Genomic DNA, 21,668 nt, shown 5'->3' on the forward strand with positions numbered 1-21,668 from the left:
TTCAGGGGAGATCTCCCCTGAATCAGTTGCTATTTAATCTCTTACTCTTGCGCTTGTTCTTTGGATAAAGTCGATAAATCATAAGGTGTATTTTGATATACTGCATAGTTTAGCCAATTAGAAAAAAGCAACGACGCAGCCATGTGCCAACGCAATTGAGGCGTTTTTCCTTGATCATCATTAGGAAAATAATGCTCAGGAATATTTGGGTCGATCCCCTTCTCTAAGTCTCTTTTAAATTCTTGTTCTAGAGTTTCTCTATCATATTCCAAATGACCCATTGCATAGAAAGCTCGGTTGTTTTTATTACCTACTAAAAAAATACCAGCTTCTTGTGATTCAGCCAAAATTTCCAGCTCAACCGTCGCTTCTATGTCCTTTTTTTGAATAGTTGTATAACGAGAATGAGGAGCGAAAAAAACATCATCGAAGCCTTTCATAATGCTCCAAGTTGAATCGAGCACATCGTGTAGATAGATTCCAGACAATTTTCTATTTAATTGATGTTTGTTGATATTATGATGATAATACAGACCTGCTTGCGCTCCCCAACAGATATGAAACGTTGAAAAAACATGGGTTTTACTCCATTTAAAAATATCCGACAACTCCGACCAGTAATCAACCTCTTCAAAAGGTAACTGTTCCACAGGAGCTCCGGTAATGATCAATCCATCGTAATAATTTTCTTTAACTTCATCAAATCGATGATAAAATCGTTTTAAATGATCTTTAGAAGTATTTTTCGCTATATGACTACTCATATGCAAAAAATCAACATTGATCTGTAAAGGCGTATTGCTCAACAAACGTAATAATTGAACTTCTGTCTCATCTTTTTTCGGCATTAAATTTAAAATAAGAAGTTGTAACGGACGAATATCCTGATGCATGGCGCGATCTTCGTCCATTACAAAAATATTCTCTTTCTCTAAAACTTTAATTGCTGGCAGTTCTTTTGGCACTCGAATCGGCATACACATATTCCTCCCTTTCTTATTATGTAAATCTATTCTACGCTATAAACAGCTTTAAAGGAAGCTACTTATTGCTAAACGCTGTCTTTTAAATAAATAATAGCTGATTCTCTCTAGTCACCTGTATGAACACCATACAGTTTTTGCATGCTAAATAGAAAAAACATGAGATGAAGAAATAATCTTCATCTCATGTAACTTATGGAAGTATAAAGTGATCCTTTCTTTATTCTTCTTCTTTTTTGTTTCTACGGTTAAGACCAAAGATTCCTAGTGTGCCTAATAATAATGCGCCTACTAAGCCCCAGTTGTTTACGATCTCACCATTGTTAGGGAGGTCTTTTCTAGAGCCTGAGCTTAGAGTCTTCAAACCAGAACCATTATTGCTCAACCCGTTATTACCGGTACCATTTCCGTTGCCGTTGTTGTTATTACCATTACCATTCCCGTTACCATTTCCTGATCCAGGATCGGCTGGGATTAAGAATTCAGTTGGTAAACTTTGATTACCATCTTCATCAAAAGCAACGGCCGTATCTGTTTCTCTAGGTGATACCATACCTTTTGGGATAGCGATTGTGTAATTTCCGTTTTCATCAACTTGGCCGGCACCTACCAACATACCTTCATCACTATATAAATTGACAGTGTTGCCTGGGTCAGCTGTTCCAGTTACTGTATAACCAGTTGTTGATGATCCAGTAACATTATTTACAATTGGTGCAGAAACACTTGCGCCAGGATCTGCAGGTAATTCAAATAATGTAGGAACACTTTCGTTATTTGCGTTATCTTTTGCAATTGAAGTCAACTGTTCATTTGGAGAGGCCATTCCCATTGGAATAGTAATCGTGAAGCTACCCTCTGCCGCTGCTGCTCTAGCATTAGTGGCTGTGGGAAGTTCTCCGTCAGCTACTGCTTGCCCTAATAAGTCACCATCTGCATTGTAGATTTCAACTTTATTACCAAATGTGGTTTTACCGAAAACAGTATATCCAGTAAGTGAAGTTCCTTCAACGTCTAAGATAATCGGCGGAGCGATATTTATTTTAGGATCTGCCGGCGTTGTAAATGATGTAGCCGAACTTGTATTGCCAGCTCCATCTTTCGCTACAGCACTCAATTGTTCTCTAGCAGATGCAGCACCTACTGGAAGTACAATTGTGTAGTCTCCGTTGGAATCTGCTACGTCTGTTCCCAACACAGTTCCATTCGTATTGCGAATTTCAACTGTATTTCCTGCTGTTGCCTTACCAGTCACTGTATAGCCCGAAGTTGAGCTTCCTGTTACTGTATCAACGCTTGGTGCAAGGACATTTACAGGATCTGCTGGTGTCGTAAATGTAGTACCTGGGCTTGTGTTACCATCTGCATCTTTCGCAGTTGCAGTCAATTGTTCATTTGGTGTAGCAGAACCAGCTGGAATTGTTACCGTGTAATCGCCGTTTTCATCAGCCGTAGCTGAACCGATCACTGTACCACCGCTATTTTTGATTTCTACAGTGCTGCCCGCTGGTGCTGTACCTGTCACTGTATAGCCGGTAGATGAAGTTCCTGTGACACTATCTACGGTTGGTGCTGCAACGACTACAGGATCTGCTGGTGTCGTAAATGTAGTACCTGGACTTGAATTGCCGTCCTCATCTTTTGCTGTTGCAGTCAGTTGTTCGTTTGGTGTAGCAGAACCAGCTGGAATCGTTACTGTGTAGTTACCATTCTCATCAGCTGTAGCTGAACCGATCACTGTACCACCTGCGTTTGTAATTTCTACAGTGCTGCCAGCTGGTGCCGTACCTGTCACTGTATAGCCAGTAGATGAATCTCCTGTGACACTATCAACAGTTGGCGCTACAACTTCAACTGGATCTGCTGGAGTAGTGAACGGTGTTGCTGGACTTTGATTACCACTGCCATCTTTTGCTACTGCAGTTAATTGTTCATTTGGCACTGCAGAGCCTGTTGGAAGAGTGACTGTGTAATTCCCACTCCCGTCTGCTAAACCAGAACCGATCACCATGCCTCCCGTATTCTTCACTTCTACAGTGTTGCCTGGTGTTGCCGTACCTGTCACTGTATAGCCGGTAGATGAAGTTCCTGTGACACTGTCAACAGTTGGTGCTGTAACTTCAACTGCATCTGCTGGAGTAGTGAACGGTGTTGCTGGACTTGTATTACCATCTGCATCTTTCGCAGTTGCAGTTAATTGTTCACTTGCTGATGCAGCCCCAGTTGGGATTGTAATAGTGTAATCACCATTTGCATCTGCCGTTGCAGAACCGATGACTGTGCCGCCTGTATTTCTCACTTCTACTGTACTATCTGCTGGTGCTGTACCAGTTACAGTATAACCAGTAGATGAAGTTCCTGTTACGCTATCTACTGTTGGCGCTGTAATAACAACTGGATCTGCCGGAGTAGTGAATGGTGTTGCTGGACTTGTATTACCATCTGCATCTTTTGCAGTTGCCGTTAATTGTTCACTTGGCAACGCTGATCCAGCTGGAATCGTCACTGTATAGTCACCATTTCCATCTGCTATTGCAGAACCAATGACTGTACCACCTGTGTTTTTCACTTCAATAGTGTTTCCTGGTGTTGCAGTTCCTGTCACTGTATAGCCTGTTGATGATGTACCTGTTACATTATCTACTGTTGGTGCTGTGACAGCTACTGGATCTGCTGGGGTCGTAAATGGCGTTGCTGTACTTTGATTTCCTAATAAATCTTTTGCTACAGCTGCCAATTGTTGACTTGGAGTGGCAGAACCAATTGGAAGATCAATTGTGTAATCACCATTTAAATCAGCAATCGTTGACCCAATCACTGTACCACCAGTATTTCTGATTGCAACAGTATTTCCGACTGTTGCAGTACCTGTCACTGTATAGCCTGTTGTAGAGGTTCCTGTTACATTATCTACTGTTGGCGCTGTGACAACGACTGGATCTGCTGGGGTCGTAAATGGTGTTGCTGGGCTTTGGTTGCCATCTAAATCTTTTGCTACAGCTGTTAATTGTTGATTTGGCGTTGCTTGTCCTGTCGGAATCACAACTGTGTAATTGCCACTGCCGTCTACGATAGCGGTACCGATGACGGTGCCGCCTGTATTCTTGATTTCGATAGTATTACCAGGAGTTGCAGTACCTGTCACTGTATAACCAGTTGCAGATGTCCCAGATACTGAATCAACAGTTGGTGCCATAACTGAAACAGGATCTGCTGGTGTGATAAACGGTGTTGCAGTACTTTGATTGCCTAATAAATCTTTGGCAATTGCTGAAAGTTGTTGATTTGGTGTTGCCAGACCAACCGGGATGACTACCGTATAATTCCCGTTTAAATCAGTGATTGCTGTACCGATCACTGTGCCACCTGTATTTTTGATCTCTACTGTATTGCTAGGAGTTGCAGTTCCTGTCACTGTATAACCAGTAGAAGAGGTTCCTGTTACTGTATCAACAGTTGGTGCCGCAACGAAAACTGGATCTGCCGGTGTTGTGAATAGTGTTGCAGAACTTTGGTTGCCATCTAAATCTTTCGCTACTGCTGAAAGCTGTTGATTTGCTCCTGCTAATCCAACTGGAATCAAGACTGTATAGTTACCGCTACCGTCAGCAATCGTTGAACCAACAACTGTGCCGCCAGTATTCTTGATTTCTACTGTATTACCTGGTGTTGCAGTTCCTGTTACAGTATAGCCAGTAGAAGAGGTTCCTGTTACCGTATCAACAGTTGGTGCTGTAACTTCGACTGGATCTGCTGGTGTTGTAAATGGTGTTGGTGAGCTTTGATTACCTAAGAGGTCTCTTGCAACTGCTGACAATTGTTCATTTGGTGTTGCTGCGCCAACTGGTATCACCACTGTGTAATCACCATTCAAATCAACGAGTGCTGTCCCAATTACCGTACCACCCGTATTCTTGACATCGATAAAATCACCAGGTGTTGCAGTTCCCTTGACCGTATAACCTGTTGTTGATGTTCCTGTGACACTATCAACAGTTGGTGCTGTAACTTCGACCGGATCTGCTGGTGTCACAAATGCTGTCGGCAAACTTTCGTCAGTTCCCACTATAGCTACTGCAGTTAAGGCTTCATTTGCAGTGGCTTGTCCTTGAGGGATCGTAACGGTGAAATCACCATTTCCATCAGCAATACCTGAACCGATTGTTGTTCCACCAATATTGTGGATTTCAATGGTTGCACCTGCTTCGGCAGTTCCTTTGACCGTATAGCCAGTTGCAGCAGTACCTGTTGTATCCGTCACAACTGGAGGTGCAACAACCACAATTGGATCTGCTGGTGTGATAAACGATACTGGTAAACTTTCGTTTGCACCATTTTTGGCTACTGCAGTCAGCGGCTCAAGAGCCATTGCTTGTCCTTGAGGGATCGTAACAGTAAAATCACCATTCCCATCTGCAGTTGCTGTACCGATCGTTGTGCCGCCAAGATTCCGGATATCAACTGTATCACCTGCAGTTGCTGTTCCCTTAACTGTATAGCCAAGCGTTGAATTACCTGTTGTACTTGTAACCACTGGTGGGGCAACTACTACTGTATCTGCTGGTGTCGTAAAGGCTGTTGGTAAGCTTTCATTTGTCCCATCTTTCGCTATAGCAGTCAATGGTTCAAGAGCTGTTGCATCGCCTTGTGCGATAGTAATGGTGAAGTCGCCGTTAGCATCTACAGTTGCTGTACCGATCGTTGTACCGCCAAGATTCCGAATATCCACTGTATTTCCTGCCGTTGCTGTACCATTAACGGTGTAACCTGTTGCAGATGTCCCTGTAGTACTTGTAACCACTGGCGGTGCAACTACTACTGCATCTACCGGTGTTGTAAACGGTGTTGGTAAGCTTTCATTTGCTCCGTCCTTTGCTACAGCTGTTAATGCTTCGTTTGCGGAAGCTTCACCTTGAGGGATTGTGATCGTGAAGTCCCCGTTGCTATCTGCTGTTGCTGTACCGATCGTTGTGCCACCAATATTACGAATATCCACTGTATTTCCAGCTGTTGCTGTCCCTTTAACCGTATAGCCAGTTGCAGATGTTCCAGTTGTACTTGTAACTACTGGCGGAACGACTAAAGCGACATCTAGCGGAGTTTTGAATGGAGTTGGTGTACTTTCATTCGTTCCATCTTTCGCTACAGCAGTCAATGATTCATCTGCAGTTGCTTGTCCTGAAGGAAGTGTAATCGTGAAATCACCATTTGCATCTGCGACTCCTGAAGCGATAGTGTTGCCACTTCCGTTACGAATATCCACTGTATTCCCAGCTGTTGCTGTCCCTTTGACTGTATAACCAGTCAACGAAGTGCCAGTTGTACTTGTAACTACCGGCGGAGCAACTACTACTGCATCTGCTGGTGTTGTAAAGGCTGTTGGTGTACTTTCATCCGTTCCATCAATAGCGATCGCATTCAACGATTCATTCGCAGTTGCAGCTCCTTGTGGAATCGTAACAGTGAAATTACCACTTCCATCAACAAGTCCTGTCCCGATCGTTGTTCCTCCTGCATTTCTGATGGCGATTGAATTTCCTGCTGTTGCAGTACCTGTCACTGTATACCCAGTTGTAGATGTTCCAGTTGTATTTGTAACAACTGGAGGGGCAACAGCTGCTGCTGTTCCAGCATAATAAATATCAGATACACCATTCGCCGTTTTTATCAAAGAAACATCGATAGCATCTGCTTTGATAACTGTTCCAACAAATTTAGCGTCTAAATCTTGTGTTAAGTTTTGTGGGCTAAGTACAGTTGTTGGAATATTGATAGTTGTTCCACCTAAAACAGATGCATCAGCTAATTCATTAACTCCTGAGCCGCCAATTGCAACTAGAGGTAGAGCAGCATTGATCGCTGTGTCAACCGTTCCTTTCACTGGAAGTAATGCCGCATTGATACCAGCTGCAACAACATTACTTGCAATGCCACTTCCAGTCGCATTTAAAGCATCGACTGCTGCTTTTAAGTCTTGTAGCAAAGATGAAACATTTTGTGCTAAGACTAATCCTAATCCGTCATCAATATTGGCGTGAATATAAGAACCATCTGGTGAAAGTACTGCATTACTAGAGAACGAAGCACTTCCAAAGTTTTCAAGATTATTCAACGCATCGATTTTTTGGTTGACTGTCGTTAAATTAAGTGTAACACCTGTTAGACTTCCGAGGGTCCCATCAGTAATATCCGTTAATAAATTAGTCAATTGATTAATGGCATTTAAAGTACCTGTCAAAAATGTTAAATCACCAACGGTTATTGTAACGTTCGTATCTATTTGTGCTGCTCCATTAGGAGATACACGTCCTTGTAATTCATTTGGTATAGCTAAAACTGCTTGCTTTGTTCCGTTTGTGATAACTGAACCACCAACTAGCTCACCACCGGAAATGGAAAAATCAACATTTTGGGAAGAACCATCGGCTGTCCAAGGATTCGCCGTGCTTGTTCCACTATTGTTTGAACTAGAAATATTAGATAAGATTTCGGCATCTAAAACCGCTGCTGAAGCAGTAATTCCTCCTGGTAGATAAAATGATAACGGAACAGTCAACGGAGCAATGATTAAACTACTCGTCATCACTAAAGATAATGCACGATACTTATTTTGTTTTTTTGATTTTGAAGTGCTTTTCTTTTTTTGCTGATCATTTTTCATGGTTGTCCTCCTCTTTACTTATAAGACTTAATAACACAAAACAAACAGATAGAAGCTTTCCAAAACCCGTAAGACACTCTCCCTTCATAAATTGTGAGCAACATAAAAATTTATTTAAGCTTCTACCAAAGGATTTTATAACCTTTATAATATTTTTGGAAATAATATGTACTGAAAACCAACGTTTTTTTTAATAAAGATAAAAAATCAAGTAGAAAACAAGACTGTAACAATCTTGGGAAAGCCTTTAAATCAATGTTAATTGGCTATATTTAAACTAATCTATATTTAATAAAAATAATAAAAAAAAGAACCAACATATTAATCAATTAATATGTTGGTTCTTTCGGACTTTTAAGAATTCGCTTACATTTTTCTTTTTGTAAAAATAACAACTACGATGACTCATTTTTTTGATTTTCAAACGATAAATATTAAACTTTCGTACTTTTCTTGATCAGTGGCAAGCTGACTTTCTTATTCCAAAAATCGATCAGTGGGCCAGTCAAGAACGCATTGATAACTGTACCGATTCCAACAGGTCCGCTGAATATAAAGGCTAACAAGACAAAAAAGACATCTTGTGAAATTCGAACGATTTTATATGAACCATGTGTTCTATCTACGATGATCGGCGCAATCGCATCATAAGGAGCATTTCCTAATTCAGCAGACATATATAATGATGCACCGAAAGTAAAAACTATCACCCCGATCAATAGTAACAACACCTGTATAAAACGTGTGATCTCAAACGGAATAAATGTTTCATAAACCCATGTATAGAAATCAATAAAAAAACCTGTAAGAACCATATTGACAACCGTACCGATTCCAATGTATTTTCTTCCAAATAGAAATACTATCACTAAAATGATACAATTCACAATCAATTGGTAAACACCTAAAGAAAGACCTAAACTCTTACCGATCCCGATATTTGCAGCTGTATAGGGATCCAATCCCACTTTACCAACACGTAAGGTCGCGGCACCGAATGCCAAAATAGCTACTCCTAAGAAAGCGTAAGCAGTTCGTATACTAATTTCTTTTATATTTTTCATTCTATTCGATCTCCCCATTCTTATATAGATAAAGCATCTCAAACTAATTAAAAAAAAGCAAAAAAACAAACTCAAAAAAGTCAAAAAAAATAAGCTCGGAGCAAAACCAAAATTTAGTTTTGCCCCGCACTCTAAAACTTGATACTATTTTTGATTTTCAGCAATATCTTTTAACGCTGCTTGTGCTAATAGGTTTAAATAGTTCCAAGGACGATCGAAATACGGCTGGAAGAAGAAATCAGATAAAGCAAGATCTTCAACAGTCATTTCATTTTGAACCGCTAATGACAATGTATTGGCAGATTGTGTAATATCATATTTAGACATCAATTGTCCACCAACAATTCGATTTGTTCCTTTTTCGTAGACTAATTCCATCATAACATTTTCAGTCGTTGGCATAAATTCTGGGCGATAATTATCTTCGAATAAAGTTGCATCTACTTCTAAATTGTTCATTTTCGCACTTTCTAAAGTGACCCCAGTTGAACCTATTTTCCAACCAAATAAATATAAACCAGAAGTTCCCTGAGTACCACGATACGCTAATTTTTGCTCAACTAGGTTATACCCAACGAGCATCCCTTGGCGAACAGCGTTCGTTGCTAAAGGAATGTAATTTGTCGAACTGCTTGGGTTATAGTGTACAACTGCACTATCCCCTGCAGCAAGGATATCAGGATTACTTGAGCGCATAAACTTATCTACAACAATTGCTCCATTAGGCAACATATCAACTTTATCTTTCAACAGCGTTGTATTAGGGCTGAAACCTACGCACATAATTACCATATCAGCATCAAATTCTTGACTAGGAGTAATTACTTTATTCACATGGCCAGACGCATCAGCTTTAAATTCTTGAACATTTTCTCCAAGCGCTAGAGTCACACCACGATCAACAAGTTCTTTTTCTAATACATCAGTGAAAGGCTTGTCCAAGTATTTATTTAGAATACGATCCAAGCCATCGATTAGAGTGACTTCTTTACCAGACTCTACAAAAGCTTCAACCAATTCGATACCGATATAACCGCCACCTACTACGACAACCTTTTTCGCATCTTTGGCACGTTCGATAATAACATTCGCCTGATTAAAGTTTTTACACAATAAAATATTTTCCGCTTCAATGCCCTTGATTGGAGGCACGATCGGCCAAGAACCTGTGGTCATTACTAATTTATCATATGAAACTGTTTCAACATTCCCAGTTGTTAAATCTTTCGCTGTAACTGTTTTATGATCAACATCGATGGTTTCGACTTCATGTTCCATTTTAACTGTAGCACCTAGTGACGCTAGTTCTTCAGGACTTGAATAAAATAAGCTATCAGCCTCCTTCACTACCCCGCCAACATATAGAGCGATACCGCATGATAAAAATGATACATTATCATTTCGTTCATAAACGGTTACCTCCGCATTTGGGTGATTTGTTAAAATACTTTTGACTGCAGCTGTTCCTGCATGCGTACATCCTACGACTACGACTTTCATTTTGTAAATCCCTTCTTTCAAGTTAAATTTTTCACCAATATAAGCTGTACTCTACACTGGTCTACTTAAAATATAACAAAGCAAGGAGCGAGTTTCGAGTTCTTTGCTTGTGAATCACAAACATATTTTTTCACAAACTATTGTTCATTTAATCATTTTCACAGCATAATCTAAATAAACGATCTCATAATCGTTGATTTAACAACAAAAAAAGTTGAGGATATTTCATTCCTCAACTTGTGAAAACGCTATGCTATTGATTAACAGCTGCAATAATTTCTATCTCTACAAGAACATCTTTTGGCAAGCGGGCTACCTCAACTGCAGAACGAGCAGGTAATTTTCCCGAAAATGCTGAAGCATAGACTTCATTGAACCGCACAAAATCATTCATGTCCTTTAAAAAGCAAGTCGTCTTAACAACATGATCAAAATCGCTACCTGCTTCTTCTAAAATTGCTGAGATATTTTTCAATACTTGCTTTGTTTGTTCTTCTATCGTTGCTCCCACGACCTCTCCTGTTTCAGGATCTAAAGGAACCTGACCGGAAGCAAACAATAATCCATTGATAATATTTCCTTGAACATAAGGACCTATCGCTTTGGGTGCTTTTTCAGTATGTATCGATCTCATTTTTTCACTCATTTCTTTTCAGCGGCTTGGCATTCTGGACACAAACCATATAACTCTAATCTGTGTTCATTGATTTCAAAGCCCGTTAGTTTACTAGCAGCCATCTCTACATCTTCCAATCCTGGATAATGAAAGTCAACGATCTTGCCGCAGTTTTGACAAATCGCATGGTAGTGTTTTTTTGAACTAAAATCAAAACGGCTGGATGCATCTCCATAGTTCATCTCTTGAACGAATCCAATATCTGTGAATAATCGTAAATTATTATATACGGTTGCCACGCTCATATTCGGAAAGCGATCTTCCAAAGCACGGTAAATTTCGTCAGCTGTCGGATGACTATGATTCTCAATTAGATATTCTAAAATCGCATATCTTTGAGGAGTGATACGGATATTGGCTTCTTTTAGCTCTTCAAGTGCATTTTTAACCAATACATTGTCCATTTTGTTCCCCTCCAGTCTTCTTTCTTAAATAATACTATTTCTAATCTGACTTGACAAGAATAATTGAGCAATAAAGCGGGAAAATCTCGCTTTTATTTCAATTTTCCACATAAAAAAGAAATAATACTTGCTTTTTGACAAAATATATAGACGCACCCCGTTTTGCGTGTTCATTCTTTTAAATGATCAATCATTCAGGAAAATTGTATAGTGCTGTTGATAGATAACGTTCGCCATTATCTGGAACAACAGTCAAGACTTTTTTCCCTTTGCCTAATTCTTTTGCTTTTTCAATCGCAGCGTAAACTGCTGCACCAGCAGAGATCCCAACTAATAGACCTTCTTGAGTGGCTAACTGGCGTGCTGTTTCCATAGCCGTTTCACTTGGAACAGCAGCGATTTGTTCATAAATTTCTGTGTCTAATATTTTCGGTACAAAGCCTGCACCGATCCCTTGAATTTTGTGAGGAGATGGACTACCGCCTTCTAAAACAGGAGATTCTGAAGGTTCTACTGCAATAATGGAGATCGTTGGGTACACACGTTTCAATTCTTTCCCGACACCAGTGATCGTTCCACCAGTACCAACGCCTGCCACAAAAGCATCTAAACCAGAAGGGCCAAAAGCATCCTGAATTTCCTTTCCAGTTGTCTTTTCATGAGTTTGTGCATTTGCTGGATTTTCAAATTGCATTGGCATGAAATAACCGTCTTGCTCTGCTAACTCAGAAGCTTTAGCAATAGCGCCTTTCATCCCTTCTGATCCTGGAGTCAATAATAGCTGTGCACCATAAGCCTGCATCAACTTTCTACGCTCAATACTCATTGTGTCAGGCATGACAATGACCACTTTATACCCTTTAGCTGCACCGACCATCGATAAGCCGATACCTGTATTGCCGCTTGTTGGTTCTACGATCGTATCCCCTTTTTTTAGATGACCATCTTTTTCAGCCGCTTCGATCATACTAAGGGCAACTCGATCTTTGACACTTCCACCAGGATTAAAGAATTCCAGTTTCACAAATACATCTGCGGCATCTTCAGGAACAATTTTACCTAACTTGACAATGGGTGTCTTTCCGATTAATTCTGTAACTGAATGAAAAATTTGAGTCATTAGCTATTCCTCCATTTTCTATTATGAGACTTGGTAATTTTATAATAGCTCATATTTTTTCGTATGGCTATCATTTTGCAAGTATTTAACGAGCATTATAAATGGGTTTCTCGTTTTTGTGCATTAAAAAACGTTTGGACAGCCTTAGCAACCAATTTTTTATGATATAATTGCTGTCTAAATAGTTACACTCATTCCCCTTTCTTATCATTTAAGACAAACTTAATAAAAATAGTGTATAGTAGTAAAGATAGTAAAAACTTAAAAATAGGAGTTATTTTATTTATGAAAATAGTAAATATTAGTCCTAGAGGCTATTGTTACGGCGTTGTTGATGCTATGGTCATTGCCAGAAATGCTTCTCTTGATGAAAGCTTGCCTCGCCCTATCTATATTTTAGGAATGATCGTTCATAACAAGCATGTCACTGATGCCTTTGAAAGTATTGGTATCCATACATTAGAAGGTGAAAATCGTGAAGATATCTTAGCGCAAGTCGATCAAGGGACTGTTATTTTCACTGCTCACGGAACATCCCCTAAAGTAAAAGAAATGGCTATTGAAAAAGGCTTGACGGTTATTGATGCGACTTGCCCTGACGTGATGATCACTCATGAGTTGATTGCTGAGAAAGTCGCTGAAGGCTATGAAATTATTTACATCGGTAAAAAAAATCACCCAGAGCCAGAAGGAGCACTCGGTGTTTCTCCTGAACATGTTCATCTAGTATCGAATAGCGATGAAATCAAACATTTAGAATTAGTTGCTGATAAGATTTTTGTTACGAACCAGACAACAATGAGCCAATGGGACGTCAGTGATTTAATGGATTTGATCAAAGAAAAATATCCCAATGTGTTGATTCACAAAGATATTTGTAAAGCAACACAAGTTCGACAAGAAGCAGTTGTCGAACAAGCGAAGGGTTGTGACCTGACGATCGTTGTAGGAGATCCTAAAAGCAACAATAGTAATCGATTAGCTCAAGTTTCGATCGAACAAGCAGGTGTCAATGCTTATCGTATCTCGGATGTTTCTCAAATAGATCCCGCTTGGCTTTTGAATGTTGAGACGATCGCCGTGACCGCTGGGGCCTCAACCCCAACTCAAATCGTTCGAGAAGTAATCGAGTATTTAAAAGAATTTGATCCAAATGATCCGCAAACATATAAAAGGGAGTCCACAACGGTTCCTGAAGCAATATTACCAAGGCCTAGAATCAAGGACTTGACCAAAAATCGACAACGACGTTTAGAAGAATTACGCTCAGGAAAACGTTAAAAAAGCAACAGCTTCACAGAATATGTGAAATGCTGTTGCTTTTTTATATGCTATACTTGTAAAGTTTGGCCAACAGTGATCAACTCAGCAGATAATCCATTCATTGCCATCAGTTGATCAACAGAAACACCGAAGTTTTCTGCAATCCCCCATAAGGTATCTCCTGAAGCAACTGTGTAAGATTGTCCTGAAATAGTTGCTGTTTCAGTGCTTTGGCCAATCGTCGATTGATCAGTTGCGGTCACCGAAGTTTCAGAGGAGCCCCAATCGTATGCTGTTAATCCATAAGTAGAAATCAACCAATTTAATTTATCTGCGTAATTGGGATCAGTCGCATAACGTCCTGTCAAAGCAGCTGTAGCATCCATATAGCTCGTCGTATTGCTTCTCCAAGCACCCGCATAGTGTGCGCTCATAAGAACATTAGCATGGTCCTGGAATGAATCTGCATAAGAAGGATAACTTCTAAATGGTTCGGTAAGAGTGACCCACTCTCCATTTAAATATTCTTTCGTAGGCATGTAGACAGTTTGTCCACCATAGCTACCTTTCACTCCAAATAAATTATAATTAGGCGCCGATGCTAAGCCTGATGTACCGTAGCTACTTTCCAGCAAAGCTTGGGCAATCATAACAGATGCATATAAATCATTCGAACTAGCTACAGAAGCAGCTGAATAACCAATAGAATCAATAAATGCTTGTTCAGAAACCGCTTCTTGTTGTTCATACTCTGTCGCTTGCGCACCTAATGGAAGTAAATTCCCAGCAATTGGTAAAAATATTAATGACGTTCCAATCACCGATGCAGCTTTTTTGCTGTTACGTTGCTTCGAATTAAGTTGATGCCTGCTACTTCTTGTCATTTTCTTGTCCATCCATTTGTTCCTCCTCAATAGAACATCGTACAATCATTCTACTAGGAGTTTTTTTTATAAACAATCATTTAGATTCGAAAAATAGATATTTAAAGCTAGTGTAATCCTGTTGAAATGTTTGTTTTATTATTTTATTGTCATTTGTTTTACATTTTTCACACTGTGTTTTTTATATTTATGACTAATTATTGAATAAAACGCTCACTGATAGCTTTCTGAGAAAAATATTAATAAAGTAGAAAAACTTTCTGCTCATTGCTGTTTCATTACATTTGTTACACAAACTTGATCAAACAAAAAAAGAGACTAAAACATAACTCTTAGAGTTGCGTTTTAGTCTCTTTAACTTTTGAAAACGGCAATATCAGAAGTCAATCTTTCTTATTCCTCGGAAGTTGACCGTTCTGTCTCAGCCTTTTTTTTATTTAGCAATTATAAGGAGTTGAATTTGGCAGCAACATTTTCTGGTGTGAAACCAAACTCTTTTAAGACTAGATCACCTGGTGCAGAAGCGCCGAAATGATCGATCGTTACTGTTGTACCCTCAGTGCCAACATAACGCTCCCAACCGAATGAAGAAGCCGCTTCAACTGCTACTCGCTTAGTTACTTCTTTAGGGAGAACAGATTCTTTGTATTCATCTGATTGTTTTTCAAACAAGTCGAAACTTGGCATTGAAACAACTGAAACATCTTTTCCTTGTTCTGACAACAATTTTTGCGCTTCGATTGCCAAATTAACTTCAGAACCTGTTGCACTCAAAATACCTTCAGGTTTCGCTCCTTTTTGAGCTGATATCACATAGGCACCTTTTTTAACAAGATCACCTGCATGTTCTTTAGTGCCTTCAATGACTGGTAAATTTTGACGGCTCAATACTAAAATAGTAGGTGCATCTTTTGTTGTCATTGCGATCTTCCATGCTGCAACTGTTTCATTACCATCTGCTGGACGAATAACTTGGACACCAGGCATGCAGCGAATACTTGCCAATTGTTCCACAGGCTCGTGTGTTGGGCCGTCTTCTCCGACCGCAACTGAATCATGTGTCAAAACATACGTCACAGGTGTATGCTGGATAGCTGCTAAACGAACTGCTGGACGGAGATAATCAGTAAATACAAAGAATGTTCCTCCGTAAATACGGCTTCCTCCGTGTAGCTGAATACCGTTCATAGCCGCCGCCATAGCGAATTCACGAACACCGAACCAAATATTGCGGCCTTCATATTGTCCAGGTTCAAAATCTTTTTCAGCAGCAACCATTGTATTATTTGAAGCCGATAAATCAGCAGATCCGCCCCAGAAGCTAGGAATAGCTTTAGATAGAGCTTGAATCGTTTCTTTACTAGTCACACGGCTTGCTGCACTAGTTCCAACTTCATAACTTGGCAACTCACTATCCCAATTTTCAGGAAGTTCATCTGCAAAAGCTTGTTTGAATTGTTTTGCTAGATCAGGATGTTCTTTTGTATAGTTCTCAAACATTGCATTCCATTTGTTCTCAGCTTTTTCGCCTTCATCAACTACCGTTTCTTTGAAACGCGCTGCAACTTCATCTGGAACTGTAAAATCTGGATAATCCCAGCCGTACACTGCTTTCGCTGCAGTAATACCTTCTGCTCCCAAGGGTGCTCCATGAACAGCTGACGTTCCTTCTTTAGGTGAGCCAAATCCAATCACTGTTTTCACTTCGATCAATGTGGGTTTGTCAGTCTCAGCTTTGGCTGCTTCGATTGCTTTTGAAATAGCTTCTAGGTCATTTCCATCTTTTACGAGGATATGCTGCCAGCCATAAGCTTCATAGCGTGCACCGACATTTTCAGTGAATGCTTTAGACGTTGGACCATCTAATGAAATATCATTTGAATCATATAACACGATCAATTTACCGAGTTTCATATGACCAGCCATTGAACTTGCTTCTTGAGAAACACCTTCCATCAAGTCACCATCACCGCAAAGTGCATAAGTGTAGTGATCGATCACAGGGAAGCTGTCACGATTATAAACTGCAGCAGTATGTGCTTCAGCCATTGCCATTCCTACAGCCATCGCAATACCTTGACCTAATGGACCAGTCGTTGCTTCAACACCATCTGTGTGATGGACTTCAGGGTGACCAGGAGTTAGGCTTTCCCATTGACGGAACCCTTTCAAGTCATCGATAGAAAGGTTATAGCCTGCTAAATGAAGCAAACTATATAACATCGCCGAACCATGACCAGCAGAAAGAACAAACCGGTCTCTGTCAGCCCAATTTCTTGAAGTTTTAGGATTTACTTTTAAATGTTTTGTCCAAAGTGCATAGGCCATAGGTGCTGCCCCCATTGGTAATCCAGGATGGCCTGAATTAGCTTTTTGGATCGCTTCGATACTTAAGGTACGAATGGTATTGACGCCTAATTGATCAGTGTTGTCGAACAAAAAAATCATCTCCTATTTAGGTTTTTTTTACCTTTATTAAGTACATTTTATCGTATTTCTTTTATGAAAGCAATTACTTTCAGTAAAAAAAACTGAAATTATTTTCTATTATGCAGCCCTTTTTGTTTTTGGATTTTCTTTAATTTATCCGGGGTCACATCTTTTCCTTCTGGGTCTACAACTTTCATTCCTTCGATATGATGACGCATACCGCTGCGGAATGTAGCCAAATATTCTTGTCTAAGTTGATTTTGTTCTTCTTTTTCAATTTCTGATAATCCGCTTTCTTTTGCTTTTTTAGCAAGCTCGTTGATACGGTTCATTTTTTCTGCTGATAGCATTCATTGTCCTCCTTTAATAAAAGGTCATCAAAATTAAGATAGTAATTACATAAGAAATAAGAGTTTACTTTCCATGTCTATCTTATAAGATGTGCTATAAAAATACAACTATATTCTAGATAAAACCATGTTCTCGCCCCATTTTTCACATTTAATAATACTTTCAACAAAAAATACGAACGCTTGTTTGATTCCTGAAGAAATCTATGGTACACTAAATTTATAAATTGAAAGAAGGTGCGGGTTTTGGTGAAACGTACAGATACAAGACAAGTCGAAGTATTAAAATATATATATGAGCAAGTTGAACTTAAAGGATATCCCCCAACCGTTCGAGAAATCGGAAAAGCAGTAGATCTTTCTTCTACCTCTACCGTTCATGGACATTTAGCACGTTTAGAGAAAAAAGGGTTGATCCAACGAGATCCAACAAAGCCTAGAGCAATCGAGTTGACTGCTGAAGGTTTAGAAAAAATCGGCATCAAGCCATCCGTCATTCCTATGTTAGGAGTAGTTACCGCCGGTGAACCAATTCTGGCTGTTGAAGAGGCATCTGACTTTTTCCCATTGCCTCCTGATTTACAATCCGAAGAAAATTCCCTATTCATGTTGACAATCCGCGGAGAAAGTATGATCAATGCGGGAATACTAGACGGCGATCAAGTCATCGTTCGCAAACAAAGTGCTGCAGCAAATGGGGACATCGTTATTGCGATGACGGATGAAGATGAAGCAACATGCAAACGGTTCTTTAAGGAAACAGACCATATTCGCCTACAACCTGAAAATGACGCATTAGAACCAATTATTCTGCCTAATGTCAGTATCCTTGGTAAAGTTGTTGGTTTATATCGCAATCATATTTAATAAAAAAGTTAGCAGATCTTATAAAAAGATCTGCTAACTTTTTCTAATTTTCCTGCTCTGGGCAGACTTTCCTTTGATATGTTTCAAATTGATAAGGATAGTGATTCTGCTCATCCTGCTCACCTGGGCTAAGATTGATCAATGTCCAATCTTCCCAAGAAACTTCTGGAAATACTGAATCTCCATCAAAAGTATGGTTGATTACTGTACGATATAAAACGTCACAGTACGGCAAAAATTCTTTGTAGACTGCGGAACCTCCAGCAATAAACGTAATTCCTGAAAATTCTTGGGCATAGGCCAATACTTCGTCTATATCATGAACAACAATAACACCAGAAGCCTGATAATCTTTGTCCCTAGTCATAACGATTGTTTGGCGATTAGGCAGCGGACGACCGCCCATCCCTTCAAAAGTTTTTCTTCCCATGACGATTGTATTATCCTCCGTCATTTGCTTAAAAAATTTTAGATCATTCGGCAGATGCCATGGTAATCGATTGTTCTTTCCGATCGTTCCCTGTTCATCTTGTGCCCAGATAGCTGCTAACATAAGGTGCTCCTTTCAAATCTTAGACGGCAATAGGTGCTTTGATTGCTGGATGAGGATCGTATCCTTCAATCACGATATCTTCCATTTCAAAATCAAAAACAGATTCTTTCTCTTGATTTAATTTAAGTGTAGGAAATGAACGAAGCTCTCTCGATAGCTGCTCTTTCATTTGATCAACATGATTTGTATACAAATGCGCATCACCTAGTGTATGAACGAAATCCCCAACTTCTAAGCCAGTTTCATGAGCAATCAAATGAGTCAATAACGCATAACTAGCAATATTAAATGGTACTCCCAAAAAAACATCCCCGCTACGTTGATATAATTGGCAGCTTAATTTACCATCATTCACATAAAATTGAAACATGGTATGACAAGGTGGTAAAGCCATTGACGGTACATCTTCTGGATTCCAAGCAGAAACGATCAATCGACGAGAATCCGGTGTTGTTTTGATCATCTCAATGACATTTTTCAATTGATCGATAAATCCACCGTCTTTTGTTTCCCAATGCCGCCACTGTGCACCATAAATATTACCAAGTTCTCCATACTTAGCTGCAAATTCGTCGTCTGATACGATCTTTTCACAAAACGCTTTATGTTCAGCCTCATAGCTTATTTTGAATTCGTCATCCACTAACACTCTACGACCAAAACCAGTCATATCCGGCCCTTGATAGTCTTCACTCTTGATGTATCGCTCAAAAGCCCATTCGTCCCAAATATGATTATTATGCTCCAATAAGTAGCGGATATTCGTGTCTCCTTTTAAAAACCACAACAACTCACTTTTGATCAAGCCAAAAGGAACTCGTTTTGTCGTAAGCAACGGAAACCCTTGAGATAAATCAAAACGCATTTGATGACCAAAAATACTTTTGGTTCCAGTTCCAGTCCGGTCTTCTTTTACATGACCTTCTTCTAAAATTTTACGGCCCAGCGCTAAGTATGCTTCTTCCATCGTTATTGCCTCCTAATTTTCTGCAAATTCACTCAAATATTCCCAACGTTCCAATTTTTCTTCTAATTGTTGTTCAACAGACGTCAATTCTGCCTGCAATTGCTGAAGCTTTGTGAAATCATCTCCTTGGTGATTCATCTCTTCTCCAAGTTGAGCTGAACGATTTTCTAGTTCACTGATTTCAGTTTCAATTGTAGCCCATTCTTTTTGTTCCATATAGGTCAATTTTACTTTTTCTTTTTTTTCGGTCACCTGAACTTGTTTCGGCTCAGATTTAACTGTTTTTTTAGCAGATTCCTTATTTTGTGTCAAGTAATCACTCATCGAACCAAAATACGTACTTATCTGCCCTTCTCCTTCAAAGACAAGTAGTTTTTCCATTGTTTTATCAAGAAAATAGCGGTCATGTGATACGGCAATAACTGCACCTTTGAATGTACGAATATAATCTTCTAAAATTGTCAATGTGTCGATATCTAAATCATTTGTCGGTTCATCAAGCAGCAAAACATTTGGCTGTCCTATCAGTAGCTTCAATAAATACAAACGTCTCTTTTCTCCACCGGAGAGCTTACCTATGATGGTGCCATGCATAAAACGCGGGAAAAGAAATTGTTCAAGCAGTTCAGCGACTCCAATGCTGCTGCCGTCATTTCTTTGTACCTGTTCAGCAGCTTCTTGAAGATACGCAATCATCCGCTGATTTGGGTCCATGGCTTCATTTTGTTGGGTGTAGTATGCTAGTCTCACTGTTTCACCGATCGAATAGAGACCGCTATCTAAAGGTAGACGCCCAGCTAAGATATTTAACAAAGTTGATTTTCCTGCACCATTTTTTCCTGTGATCCCAATGCGGTCTTTTGCCTGTACTAGAAGGTCAAACTGCCTTAAAATAACCTTCTGTTCAATTGAATAATTTCCGTCTTTTATTTCAAGTACTTTTTTCCCAAGCCGCTGTCCAGCGATATCGATCTCTAATTGCCCTTTTTGATTGACCTGATGCAAGTTTTCCTTAAGATCATGAAACCGATCTTGTCTAGCTTGTTGTTTGGTTCCACGAGCCTGAACTCCTGCGCGCATCCACTCAAGCTCTTGTTTATACAGTTGTTTTCGTTTTTCTTCTTGATCGACCTCGATCCGCTCACGTTCAGCCTTAGCTAAAATATATGCTTCGTAATTTCCTTTATATTCATATAATTGTCCAAATGACAGCTCAAAAATCCGATTGGTTACTCGATCGAGAAAATAACGATCATGTGTCACCATCAAGATGGCTCCGCGATAACCATTCAAAAAGCTTTCAAGCCAGCTGATTGCTTCGTAATCCAGGTGATTGGTCGGCTCATCCAAAATCAGTAGGTCTGGTGACTCGATCAATACCTGTGCTAAACTAACACGCTTTTTTTGACCGCCGGATAATTCTCCAATTTTTTTATGAAGTGTTTCGATTCCCAATTTTTGTAAAATGATTTTAGCATCTGTATCTGCTGTCCAAGCATCTTCTTTGTTCATCAATTCTTCGGCCTGAGCATATTGTCTTTGAGCAGCTTCACTACTGCCGTCTTTTGCCAAAGCAATAAGTGCCAGCTCGTAACGCTTGACCGCTTGAATAATCGGCGTTTCTCCTTGGAAAATAGCATCCACGACTGTCAATTCTGGATCAAAGAACTGATCTTGAGAAAGATAGCCGATTTGATAATCATTTGGTTGCTGGATTGCTTGAACATCACCATCTCCACTATCTTTACCAGCTAATATATTTAATAAAGTAGTTTTACCAGTTCCGTTCGTCCCAATCAAACCAATACGATTTTTTTCGTGGATATGGAAGGATATATGATCAAATAATGTTTTTTCCCCATATGTTTTGGTTAGTTCTGTCACTTTTAATTCTTTCATCTGTTTGCTCACACCCTTTTCATCCTGCTTATTGTATCAAAAATAAA

At 39.6% G+C, this 21,668-nt stretch carries 15 protein-coding genes; 2 read left to right on the forward strand and 13 right to left on the reverse strand.

The window, feature by feature from the left end:
* Positions 1–41: 41 nt before the first annotated feature.
* From metA to cysK, 7 genes are all read right to left on the reverse strand, one after another.
* On the reverse strand, positions 42–977 hold the full coding sequence (gene metA / locus H3T55_RS07415) for a homoserine O-acetyltransferase MetA (RefSeq protein ID WP_225533961.1): 936 nt from the start codon (positions 975–977) through the stop codon (positions 42–44).
* A 226-nt stretch (positions 978–1,203) separates the two neighbouring features.
* Entirely contained in the window at positions 1,204–7,644 is a 6,441-nt protein-coding gene (locus tag H3T55_RS07420; protein ID WP_225533962.1) for an Ig-like domain-containing protein, read from the reverse strand.
* 434 nt (positions 7,645–8,078) lie between these two features.
* Entirely contained in the window at positions 8,079–8,708 is a 630-nt protein-coding gene (locus H3T55_RS07425) for a YczE/YyaS/YitT family protein (protein WP_225533963.1), read from the reverse strand.
* Between the two features lie 144 nt (positions 8,709–8,852).
* The gene (locus H3T55_RS07430) at positions 8,853–10,208 is read right to left on the reverse strand and encodes an NADH oxidase (protein WP_225533964.1); all 1,356 of its coding nucleotides are present in this window, start codon (positions 10,206–10,208) and stop codon (positions 8,853–8,855) included.
* A 253-nt stretch (positions 10,209–10,461) separates the two neighbouring features.
* Positions 10,462–10,842 (reverse strand): RidA family protein, encoded by a 381-nt coding sequence (locus H3T55_RS07435; protein WP_087640072.1) that lies wholly within the window; start codon positions 10,840–10,842, stop codon positions 10,462–10,464.
* A gap of 8 nt (positions 10,843–10,850) precedes the next feature.
* The gene (gene perR / locus H3T55_RS07440; protein ID WP_087640071.1) at positions 10,851–11,288 is read right to left on the reverse strand and encodes a peroxide-responsive transcriptional repressor PerR; all 438 of its coding nucleotides are present in this window, start codon (positions 11,286–11,288) and stop codon (positions 10,851–10,853) included.
* A 190-nt stretch (positions 11,289–11,478) separates the two neighbouring features.
* Positions 11,479–12,408 carry a cysteine synthase A gene (cysK, locus tag H3T55_RS07445; RefSeq protein ID WP_225533965.1) on the reverse strand — a complete coding sequence of 310 codons (930 nt, stop codon included), beginning with the start codon at positions 12,406–12,408 and terminating at the stop codon, positions 11,479–11,481.
* Positions 12,409–12,693: 285 nt separating this feature from the next.
* On the opposite strand from cysK, the gene H3T55_RS07450 reads away from it, so the two are divergent.
* The gene (locus tag H3T55_RS07450; RefSeq protein WP_225533967.1) at positions 12,694–13,689 is read left to right on the forward strand and encodes a 4-hydroxy-3-methylbut-2-enyl diphosphate reductase; all 996 of its coding nucleotides are present in this window, start codon (positions 12,694–12,696) and stop codon (positions 13,687–13,689) included.
* Between the two features lie 50 nt (positions 13,690–13,739).
* On the opposite strand, the gene H3T55_RS07455 is transcribed toward H3T55_RS07450, so the two are convergent.
* The 3 genes from H3T55_RS07455 to H3T55_RS07465 all read right to left on the reverse strand — a co-directional run bounded on the left by H3T55_RS07455 (position 13,740) and on the right by H3T55_RS07465 (position 17,335).
* Positions 13,740–14,567, reverse strand: coding sequence for a glucosaminidase domain-containing protein (locus H3T55_RS07455; protein ID WP_225533968.1), 828 nt, complete (start codon positions 14,565–14,567; stop codon positions 13,740–13,742).
* 432 nt (positions 14,568–14,999) lie between these two features.
* Positions 15,000–16,994 (reverse strand): transketolase, encoded by a 1,995-nt coding sequence (tkt, locus tag H3T55_RS07460; protein ID WP_225533969.1) that lies wholly within the window; start codon positions 16,992–16,994, stop codon positions 15,000–15,002.
* 98 nt (positions 16,995–17,092) lie between these two features.
* Positions 17,093–17,335, reverse strand: a complete 243-nt coding sequence (locus tag H3T55_RS07465) for a DUF896 family protein (protein WP_087640068.1) — start codon at positions 17,333–17,335, stop codon at positions 17,093–17,095.
* 246 nt (positions 17,336–17,581) lie between these two features.
* Between H3T55_RS07465 and lexA the strand changes: the two genes are divergently transcribed.
* Positions 17,582–18,202, forward strand: coding sequence for a transcriptional repressor LexA (gene lexA / locus H3T55_RS07470; RefSeq protein ID WP_176372773.1), 621 nt, complete (start codon positions 17,582–17,584; stop codon positions 18,200–18,202).
* A gap of 43 nt (positions 18,203–18,245) precedes the next feature.
* Here lexA and H3T55_RS07475 read toward each other — a convergent pair whose 3' ends face one another.
* The 3 genes from H3T55_RS07475 to H3T55_RS07485 are packed head-to-tail and all read right to left on the reverse strand — an operon-like array spanning position 18,246 to position 21,621.
* Entirely contained in the window at positions 18,246–18,755 is a 510-nt protein-coding gene (locus tag H3T55_RS07475; RefSeq protein ID WP_225533971.1) for a dihydrofolate reductase, read from the reverse strand.
* 19 nt (positions 18,756–18,774) lie between these two features.
* A complete protein-coding gene (locus H3T55_RS07480; protein WP_225533972.1) occupies positions 18,775–19,722 on the reverse strand; it encodes a thymidylate synthase in 948 nt (315 codons plus the stop codon).
* Between the two features lie 12 nt (positions 19,723–19,734).
* Positions 19,735–21,621, reverse strand: a complete 1,887-nt coding sequence (locus H3T55_RS07485; RefSeq protein ID WP_225534149.1) for an ABC-F family ATP-binding cassette domain-containing protein — start codon at positions 21,619–21,621, stop codon at positions 19,735–19,737.
* Positions 21,622–21,668: the final 47 nt, after the last annotated feature.

This window comes from Enterococcus sp. S22(2020), assembly GCF_020295385.1.
Lineage (GTDB): Bacteria > Bacillota > Bacilli > Lactobacillales > Enterococcaceae > Enterococcus_L > Enterococcus_L dunnyi.

Bases quoted from the DNA above. Each gene is read 5' to 3' on its own strand.
- H3T55_RS07480 (WP_225533972.1), bottom strand. From the start codon at position 19,722: ATGGAAGAAGCATACTTAGCGCTGGGCCGTAAAATTTTAGAAGAAGGT.
- H3T55_RS07435 (WP_087640072.1), bottom strand. From the start codon at position 10,842: ATGAGATCGATACATACTGAAAAAGCACCCAAAGCGATAGGTCCTTAT.
- H3T55_RS07485 (WP_225534149.1), bottom strand. From the start codon at position 21,621: ATGAAAGAATTAAAAGTGACAGAACTAACCAAAACATATGGGGAAAAA.
- H3T55_RS07455 (WP_225533968.1), bottom strand. From the start codon at position 14,567: ATGGACAAGAAAATGACAAGAAGTAGCAGGCATCAACTTAATTCGAAG.
- H3T55_RS07420 (WP_225533962.1), bottom strand. From the start codon at position 7,644: ATGAAAAATGATCAGCAAAAAAAGAAAAGCACTTCAAAATCAAAAAAA.
- H3T55_RS07425 (WP_225533963.1), bottom strand. From the start codon at position 8,708: ATGAAAAATATAAAAGAAATTAGTATACGAACTGCTTACGCTTTCTTA.
- cysK (WP_225533965.1), bottom strand. From the start codon at position 12,408: ATGACTCAAATTTTTCATTCAGTTACAGAATTAATCGGAAAGACACCC.
- H3T55_RS07450 (WP_225533967.1), top strand. From the start codon at position 12,694: ATGAAAATAGTAAATATTAGTCCTAGAGGCTATTGTTACGGCGTTGTT.
- H3T55_RS07430 (WP_225533964.1), bottom strand. From the start codon at position 10,208: ATGAAAGTCGTAGTCGTAGGATGTACGCATGCAGGAACAGCTGCAGTC.
- H3T55_RS07475 (WP_225533971.1), bottom strand. From the start codon at position 18,755: ATGTTAGCAGCTATCTGGGCACAAGATGAACAGGGAACGATCGGAAAG.
- metA (WP_225533961.1), bottom strand. From the start codon at position 977: ATGCCGATTCGAGTGCCAAAAGAACTGCCAGCAATTAAAGTTTTAGAG.
- perR (WP_087640071.1), bottom strand. From the start codon at position 11,288: ATGGACAATGTATTGGTTAAAAATGCACTTGAAGAGCTAAAAGAAGCC.
- H3T55_RS07465 (WP_087640068.1), bottom strand. From the start codon at position 17,335: ATGCTATCAGCAGAAAAAATGAACCGTATCAACGAGCTTGCTAAAAAA.